We start from the raw sequence: 6,530 nt of genomic DNA on the forward strand, positions 1-6,530 counted from the left end.
TGTCAGTTCCCTTGCCTTCGTTGGTCGCAGCCGGTTTAGAACCGGTCGACGCGATAGGGTTTCATGTCAACGGGCGGCGCAGCGCCCGTAATGAGATCCGTCATCAGACGGGCTGTGGTGGCCCCGTAAGTCAGGCCAAGATGTCCGTGACCCGTTGCGTACCAGACATTCGTTCTCTTTGCGGACCGGCCCATCACCGGCACCGTGTCGGGCATAGCCGGCCGATGGCCCATCCATTCCGTGGCGCCCTCCACCTGCAGCTCCGGAAGCGCTTCCCTTGCCCGCTTCACCAGCACCTTAGCCCGACGGTAGTCAGGGGCGGCGTCCAGCCCCGCCATCTCGACCGTGCCGCCAACACGGATGCCTCCTGCGGTCGGCGTGACCATGAAGGCACGAGCCGGCCAGATGAGAGAGTGACGCATGGAGACGCCGGGCGCCTGGATTTGCGTATGGTAGCCGCGCTCGGTCTCGAGGGGGATCGGCTCGCCGAGCATGGCCGACAGTCGCCCAGTGAATGCCCCTGCGGCGAGAACCACCCTACCCGCTTCAATCCTTCGTCCGTCTTTCAAGCCCACGGCGCTGACGCCACCGCCTTCATGTTCAAAACCCACGACCTCGCCGGTCTGAACGGAACCGCCCAGCGTCTTGAACTGGTCCGCAAGCGCTACGACGAGCTCATAGGGATTGGTTATGGACCGGTTTTCCGGGAAGAGCACCGCCTTGCCAATCTTCGTGGTGATCGCAGGTTCGAGGTCGCGAATGGCGTTGCTGCCAAGGACTTCATATCGAAAGCCAAACCGGTCGAGAATTTCGATATGTTCGTGGTCGGCTCTGAACTCGGCCTCGTCGGTGTAGACGCTGAGGCAACCCTCGGCGGAAATCATGTGCCGGAGGCCGGTCTCGTCGAGTAGCGCATCCAGGTCTTCGTAGACGCGACGGCACAGGACAGCGCCCGCCGACTCCAGCTCGCGAAGCTTTGAAGGTCGGCTGGCTGATAGAAAGCGCAGGAACCAGGGGATAAGCTTTGGCATGTAGGAGGGTCGAATACGAACCGGGCCTTCGGGATCGAGTATCCATCCCGGCATCTGCACCCAGATTCCCGGACGGGACGCAGGCATGAATTCAGTCACGGCAATGCTCGCCATGTTGCCATAGGACGCGCCCGTCCCCGGCTCGTTGCGATCAAGGAGCACCACGGTCTCGCCACGACGCTGTAATTGGTATGCGATTGCTGTGCCGATGATCCCGGCGCCGACGACGATGGTTTGAGACACTTCAGCTCCTCGGTCTTGGGAAGACGGCCGGAGGTCTGTCCCGGCCGGCCGCATCTTTTACCAATTCAGGATCGGCTGCATCGCAGCCTTGAATTCGGCCTTCTCTTCGGCGGTCAGCTCTCCGAGCGGAGCGCGGGTGATACCTACCGGAAGCCCCTGCAGCTCGCAGCCGTACTTCACCTTCTGCACGAACTTCCCGCTTTCGAGGATGTTCATCGCGCGATAGAGGACGATCATCTTCTCCCGCGCAGCCTTCAGGTCGCCCGAGCGGAAGGTCCGGTCGAGGTCAACGCAGGCCTTCGCCATGCAGTTGGCGGGTCCGCAGATCCAGGAGTCAGCACCCCAGAACATGAAGTCGAGAGCGATGTCATCCGAACCGGATACGAGGTCGATGCGGCCACTGTAGCGCGAATGGATGTCGATGGCGCGCTGGAGGGATCCCGAGCTTTCCTTGATCCCCAGCACGCGCCGATCGTCGGCGAGCGCGTCCAGGATGTCGAAGCCAATCTCAACGCCGTCCTTGTAGGGGTAGCTGTAGAGAACGAGATTGACGTCGGTTTCCTTCAGCACCGTCTTGAAGTGTGAGAGGAGCTCGTCCTGCGTCGGACGGGTGTAGAACGGCGTTGCGAGCAGCACCGTGTCGTAACCGATTTCCTTGGCCGTCAACGTGTTCTCGATGACCTCTCGGGTGGCTGGCGCGTTAGTGCCCGCGATGAGGATCTCGCCGTCATTCGCAAAGTCCTTCACGAACTTGAGCACTTCAAGGCGCTCGTCGTTGGAAAGGGCGGAATACTCGCCAGTCGAGCCCATCGGAACCCAGCCCGTGACACCAGCGGCACGCAGCGCAGTCAGGTGCTTTTCGTAGGCCTTAAAATCGACCTTGCCGTTTGCGTCGAACGGGGTGATGAGCGCGGGCATGACGCCGGAAAGTTTCATGGAATTGTTCTCCTGTAACGGGCCGCTAGATTGCGAGTTTCTTGAGGATACGTCCCTCGACGAGCGTGACTGCTCGTGTGACCGGGAAAGCGATGACGAAGTAGATGAGAGCGACCACGGTGAGCACTTCGACAGGCCTGGCCGTGTTGTTGGAAATGTTCTGACTGACGAACATCAGGTCTGCCATGCCGACCGCCGAGACCAGTGCGCTCTCCTTGAAGAGGCTGACGCAGTTCGACAGAAGCGTCGGGATCGCGCGCAGGACGGCTTGGGGAAGAATGACGCTGGTCACCTGCACCCACGACGGCAGGCCGAGGGCGACGCATGCATCCCTCTGCTCAGGCCCGATCGATTTGAGGCTGGCGCGAAACGTCTCGCTGGTGATCGCTCCCATGTAGAGCGTCAGGGCGATGACGCCGGAGGCGAAATTGGAGAGTTCGACGCCCAGGATCAGAGGAAGGCAGAAGAAGATCCAGAAAAGCTGGATGAGCACGGGCGTGCCGCGGAAGAACTCGACGTAGGTTCCGGAAATCAGGCGAAGAAAGGTGCTGCGCGATGTTCGCGCCAGGCCGACAAGGAAGCCAAGCATGCATCCCAACAAAATACAGACCGCCGTGAGCTCCAACGTCGTCATGAGCCCGAGAAGGAGCGCATGGTCGAACCTTGCGAGGACGGAGAAATCAAGCGACATATGAACCTCCTAGCTTGCGAGCATTTGACGGCGGCGTTCCAGAAACCCGACGATCTGGGTGACGGGGAACGACACGGCGAAATAGATGAGGGCCACGACGGTGAATGTTTCGATCGGACGATATGTTTCGGTGGCAAGCGATTTCGCCTCATACATAAGGTCGGCGATTGCAACGATGGCGACGAGCGCGCTCTGCTGGAAGATGACGATGCCGTTTGTTAAAAGCACCGGAACCGAGGCGCGGAACGCGGTCGGAAACACGATGTAGAGAACGCGTTGCCAAGGATTGAGCCCCAGCGCGATCCCGGCGTCGAGCTGCTCCCTGGGAACCGCCTGAATCGACGCGCGGTAAGCCTCGGCGTTGAAGGCTGTGAGGTTAAGGCCGAGCGCCAACACCCCCATCGTGATTGGATCGAGGAAGACGTCGAACAGCATTGGCACGCAGTAAAAGAGCCACACGATCTGGACGATGGCAGGCGTACACCGGAAGAACTCGATGAAGAGCATGAACGGCATGCGAAGGAGCCGGTACGGGCTCATCAGCAGCAGGGCGAGGCCGAAGCCGGCGATAACGCCTATGATGTTCGCAGCGACCGTCAGCTCGAGCGATACCACCAGCCCCCGCAAAAGCGGCGCAAAGGAAATGGAGTTAAAGTCGAACGTGTAGTTCATCGCCACCTCCTATTGCTTGATGTGGAAAACGCGGTCGATGAATTCCTTGGTGCGCTCCTCCTTCGGAGAACCGAGCACCTGTTCGGGCGGACCGTCTTCGACCACGACGCCGCCGGCACAGAAGATGACGCGGGACGCGATGTTCTTTGCGAACCACATGTCATGCGTGACGATCATCATCGGCATGTTCTGCGAGGCGAGCTGCACGATCACCTGCTCGACTTCGCTGACAAGTTCCGGGTCGAGCGCGGAAGTCACCTCGTCGAACAGCATCAGCTTGGGATCGAGCATCAGGGCGCGCGCGATGGCGACCCGCTGCTTCTGGCCGCCCGATAGCTGGGCCGGGTAGGCCTTGGCTTTCGCGCCTAGGCCGAACCGCGCAAGGAGAGCCTGCGCACGGGCCTGCGCCGACGCTTTCGGTTCGCCCCGGACCTTGCATGGTGCGAGCATCAAGTTCTGGATGACACTGAGATGTGGGAACAGCGTATAGTGCTGAAACACCATGCCGATCGAACGACGAACGTTGGTATCGATGAGGGTCTTCTTGGCTGGCCCTTCCGAAGAGATGTAAGGCTTGCCGTCGAAACTGATCGAACCGCTGTCAATCTGTTCGAGGCCCATCATGACGCGGAGAAGCGTGCTCTTGCCGCCGCCGCTCGGGCCTATGACGACGACGCGGTCGCCGGGCTTCATTTCGATGTCGATGCCCCTGAGCACCTGAATCGCACCGTCGCCGTAGCTCTTGTGCAAGGCCTGCATTTTAACGAGAGGTAAATTGAAAGACATGGTCATGGCCGATCTCGGTTTACATCGAGTGCGGGACAGCGCCGACCAATAGGCGTCAGCGCTGTTGGCGATGTTAGTTCGAGCCCTTGAGGACCTGATCGACCGCCTTCTTGATCAGATCGTCGACGTGACCCGTTGCGACCTTCTCTTCAAGGAAGATGTTGACCACTTCGACATCGGCCGTAGACATGTTGTGCGGCAGGCCGAACGAAACGCCCTGCCTGGCGAGCGCCGGCGTCGGGCTGAGTGCGACCGCCCAGTCTGGATTCGCCTGCGTCAGAAGCAAATTGGTGTCGGAGGCATCAACCAGGATGTCTGCGCGCTTGGACGTCAGCGCCAGGCGCGTCTCGTCGTTGCCCGGCAGGCGCATGATCGTGGCGGTCTTGACCGCGGCCGAAATGGCCTTGTCCTGCGCGGTACCCGACATGACGGCGATCGTGACGCCAGCCTTGTCAACGTCAGCGACCGACGTTGCGCCCTGCGGGATCTTCGGGTTGTTCTTGTTGTAGACGAGAGAGATCTGGTACTCCATCGCCGGGATCGAGAACTGGACGGCCATGGCGCGCGCCGGAGTGCGGTTGAGCGCCAGGGAGACGTCCCACTTACTCGCCTGCAGGCCCGCTACTATGTTGTCCCAGGTCGTATCGACGAACTCAGGCTTGACCTTGAGGGCGTCGGCGAATTCACGGCAAAGATCGGCGTAAAAGCCCGAGTATTCGCCAGTCGCGGGATCACGCATGATGTAAGGCGGGGCGACGGCCGCACCGCATTTCAGAACGCCGGCCTTCTGGACGCCCTGCCAGTACCCTTCGGCGGTCTGGGCGTGGGCAGAGGTGGCGGACATACCTGCCACCAGGGCGAGCGCGGGCATCGCCCGCAAGGCGGACGTTATCATCTTCGAAAGCATCGGCATTCCTCTTTGCTGTGCGCGAAGCGCGTTGTTCCACTCGTCGGCTTGAGCCGTTCTTTTGCTCTTATCTGTCGTCTTTGTGTCGACTGACTATAAAATGTCAACAGCGTGTCGACAAAGTCAAGCGAAAAAATTACATTGCGAGCAGCGGGGTTTTCTGGCCCAATGCTACATTTGCGAAAGAAAGGGACCAAAGTGTCTGACGAGACTGAAACGAAGCGGGCGCGCGGAACCGGCTCGCGAAGCGTATATGAGAGCCTTAGAAATGAGATTCTCTCGCTCGCACTTTCTCCGGGCCAGCTCCTAGACGAGACGACGCTCGCAGAGCGCTTCAACATGTCCCGCGCTCCGGTGCGCGAAGCTCTCATCCGTCTCGGCTCGGACGAGCTGGTCGTAACACTTTCGAACCGCAGCACGATCGTCGCCCCGATCGAAGTCGCGACGTTTCCAAAGTACGTGGAGGCGCTCGATATCGCCCAGCGGATGAACACGCGGCTGGCGGCGGCGCTACGAACGGACGCCGACCTCAAGGTTATCGCCAAGCGCGACAAGGCGTTCGCCGCCGCGGTCAAGACCGGAAATCACCTCGCCATGTCGGAGGCCAACAAAGAATTCCATATGGCGATCGCCTACGCCGGCAAGAACCAATATCTCGCGTCCTTCTATGAGAAGCTTCTCTCGCAGGGACAGCGCATGCTTCATCTGCATTTCGAGTATCTTGAGAGAACCCACGAAGGCTATCTCCTGACTGACGAGCATACCAAGATGTTCGAGGCCGTCCGCGATCGGAATATCGATCTGGCTGACGAGCTGGCCCACGCTCACACGCGGCAGTTCCAGGACAATTTCATCAACTTCATGCGCGAGAACTACACAACGGATGTCACGCTCGGTCCATTGCGAGCTGCCGAGTAGATCCTGAGCGTCAACAGCATGGGCTTCGTCGGAACAATTTCAGAAGCGATGGCCCCAGGCCACCAGCCGGCAACCCTCGAAGTCCACGGCCTGATCGCTTCCATCCTCGCGCAGATGGACGTTCTCGACTTGATGGAACGCCGTTTCGTTGCCGAAGTGCATGCGGATTTCATCGAGAAGCTGGAGGCCGGGGAAATCGACACGCAGCAGAAACAAAAAAAGCTCCTCGACTCATATGAGGAGGAGCTTCGTCGCAAATACCCCGAGTGGGAGAATTTGCAAATGTCGTTGGTTGCGGGGGCAGGATTTGAACCTGCGGCCTTCAGGTTATGAGCCTGACGAGCTA

General features: G+C 59.9%; 8 protein-coding genes. 2 read left to right on the forward strand and 6 right to left on the reverse strand.

Annotated features, from left to right (window positions below):
- Positions 1-35: 35 nt before the first annotated feature.
- The 6 genes from FCH38_RS19115 to FCH38_RS19140 all read right to left on the reverse strand — a co-directional run bounded on the left by FCH38_RS19115 (position 36) and on the right by FCH38_RS19140 (position 5,266).
- Positions 36-1,274: an FAD-binding oxidoreductase gene (locus FCH38_RS19115; RefSeq protein WP_336510812.1), complete on the reverse strand. Its 1,239-nt coding sequence runs from the start codon at positions 1,272-1,274 to the stop codon at positions 36-38.
- A gap of 57 nt (positions 1,275-1,331) precedes the next feature.
- On the reverse strand, positions 1,332-2,210 hold the full coding sequence (gene dapA, locus FCH38_RS19120; protein ID WP_174374755.1) for a 4-hydroxy-tetrahydrodipicolinate synthase: 879 nt from the start codon (positions 2,208-2,210) through the stop codon (positions 1,332-1,334).
- A gap of 25 nt (positions 2,211-2,235) precedes the next feature.
- Entirely contained in the window at positions 2,236-2,901 is a 666-nt protein-coding gene (locus FCH38_RS19125; protein WP_174374756.1) for an amino acid ABC transporter permease, read from the reverse strand.
- A gap of 9 nt (positions 2,902-2,910) precedes the next feature.
- Positions 2,911-3,573, reverse strand: a complete 663-nt coding sequence (locus FCH38_RS19130; protein WP_174374757.1) for an amino acid ABC transporter permease — start codon at positions 3,571-3,573, stop codon at positions 2,911-2,913.
- Positions 3,574-3,582: 9 nt separating this feature from the next.
- Positions 3,583-4,365: an amino acid ABC transporter ATP-binding protein gene (locus FCH38_RS19135; protein WP_174374758.1), complete on the reverse strand. Its 783-nt coding sequence runs from the start codon at positions 4,363-4,365 to the stop codon at positions 3,583-3,585.
- Between the two features lie 67 nt (positions 4,366-4,432).
- Positions 4,433-5,266, reverse strand: coding sequence for a substrate-binding periplasmic protein (locus FCH38_RS19140; protein WP_174374759.1), 834 nt, complete (start codon positions 5,264-5,266; stop codon positions 4,433-4,435).
- Between the two features lie 198 nt (positions 5,267-5,464).
- On the opposite strand from FCH38_RS19140, the gene FCH38_RS19145 reads away from it, so the two are divergent.
- On the forward strand, positions 5,465-6,184 hold the full coding sequence (locus tag FCH38_RS19145; protein ID WP_174374760.1) for a GntR family transcriptional regulator: 720 nt from the start codon (positions 5,465-5,467) through the stop codon (positions 6,182-6,184).
- 18 nt (positions 6,185-6,202) lie between these two features.
- Entirely contained in the window at positions 6,203-6,517 is a 315-nt protein-coding gene (locus tag FCH38_RS19150) for a hypothetical protein (protein ID WP_174374761.1), read from the forward strand.
- Positions 6,518-6,530: the final 13 nt, after the last annotated feature.

It is taken from the genome of Agrobacterium tumefaciens (assembly GCF_013337285.1).
GTDB classification, from domain to species: domain Bacteria; phylum Pseudomonadota; class Alphaproteobacteria; order Rhizobiales; family Rhizobiaceae; genus Agrobacterium; species Agrobacterium burrii.